At 57.1% G+C, this 832-nt stretch carries 1 protein-coding gene; it reads right to left on the bottom strand.

All coding sequences use genetic code 11. The annotated features are described in order from the left end of the window. A partial coding sequence (locus M3O22_09300) for a hypothetical protein (protein ID MDP9196935.1) occupies positions 1-832 on the bottom strand: 832 nt, incomplete at both ends.

The raw sequence follows: 832 nt of genomic DNA, 5'->3' as shown, positions 1-832 counted from the left end.
GAGTTCCCTGCCCGTCGGGCCTTCCATTGTCCCCGGGGCCTTCTTCCAGCATTTTCCTGATATCGGATGGATCCAGCCCTTCCAGCATTTCCAGAGGCGGAGCAAAATATTTCCAGATCCTGTCCACGATCCGGCCCGCCTCGTCACAGGCTTTGCCGGCAAGTTCCATGATATGATCCCGATAACGATCGGTTCCGTCTTCCCTGTCCCTGTCCTGCAGGACAGAGGCCCAGATTCCGTCCTCAAGAGGAGGCAGCTTGCTGCATATCCCGCCCTGTCCGGTAACCATATGGCGCAGAAGGTTGAAGTCCTCCCGGGAACTGAAGAGCGGCTTGCCGCGGGATCTTATGGCGCCTGTATCAACCCCGACTTCCTCGTATCCTGCAGGCGTATCAGGAAACAGGCCGTTTTTTGCAAAAAAGGTTGTTTTGATGGCTTCCAGAAGGTTGGTTATATCGTCCAGAACCGGCTTTCCCGGTGGCCGGTCCAGGGGCGGCCCCAGAATGGCCATGGCCCTATTCAGGCCGGCGGCATAGTTTTTCAGGTTGCGTGCTTCGCGCCTGACAACATCGGTGTTGACCCGTGGCTCTTCTGCCGTTTTCCGGAGTTTCAGCCTCAGCAGGTATTCCACCTGAAACAGTTTCTCCTCAGGCGAAAGGGCCTCTCCCCTTTTTTCCTTCTCCTCAAGCGCATTGAACCAGGGGGTCATTTCCCGCATTTCAGGCGTTTCGAGTGTGACCGTGTGCCACGCATGGGACAGCTCGTGCTGGGCTATGGCTTCAAGGACCGGAAGCCCGACAACCAGGGCATAGGGCAGACTCAGGGTGATATG

This window comes from Pseudomonadota bacterium, from assembly GCA_030775045.1.
In the GTDB taxonomy this organism is placed as follows: Bacteria; Pseudomonadota; Alphaproteobacteria; order JALYJY01; family JALYJY01; genus JALYJY01.
Note: the sequence above shows the minus strand (reverse complement) of the source record. Positions and strands in the feature narration are given on the sequence as shown.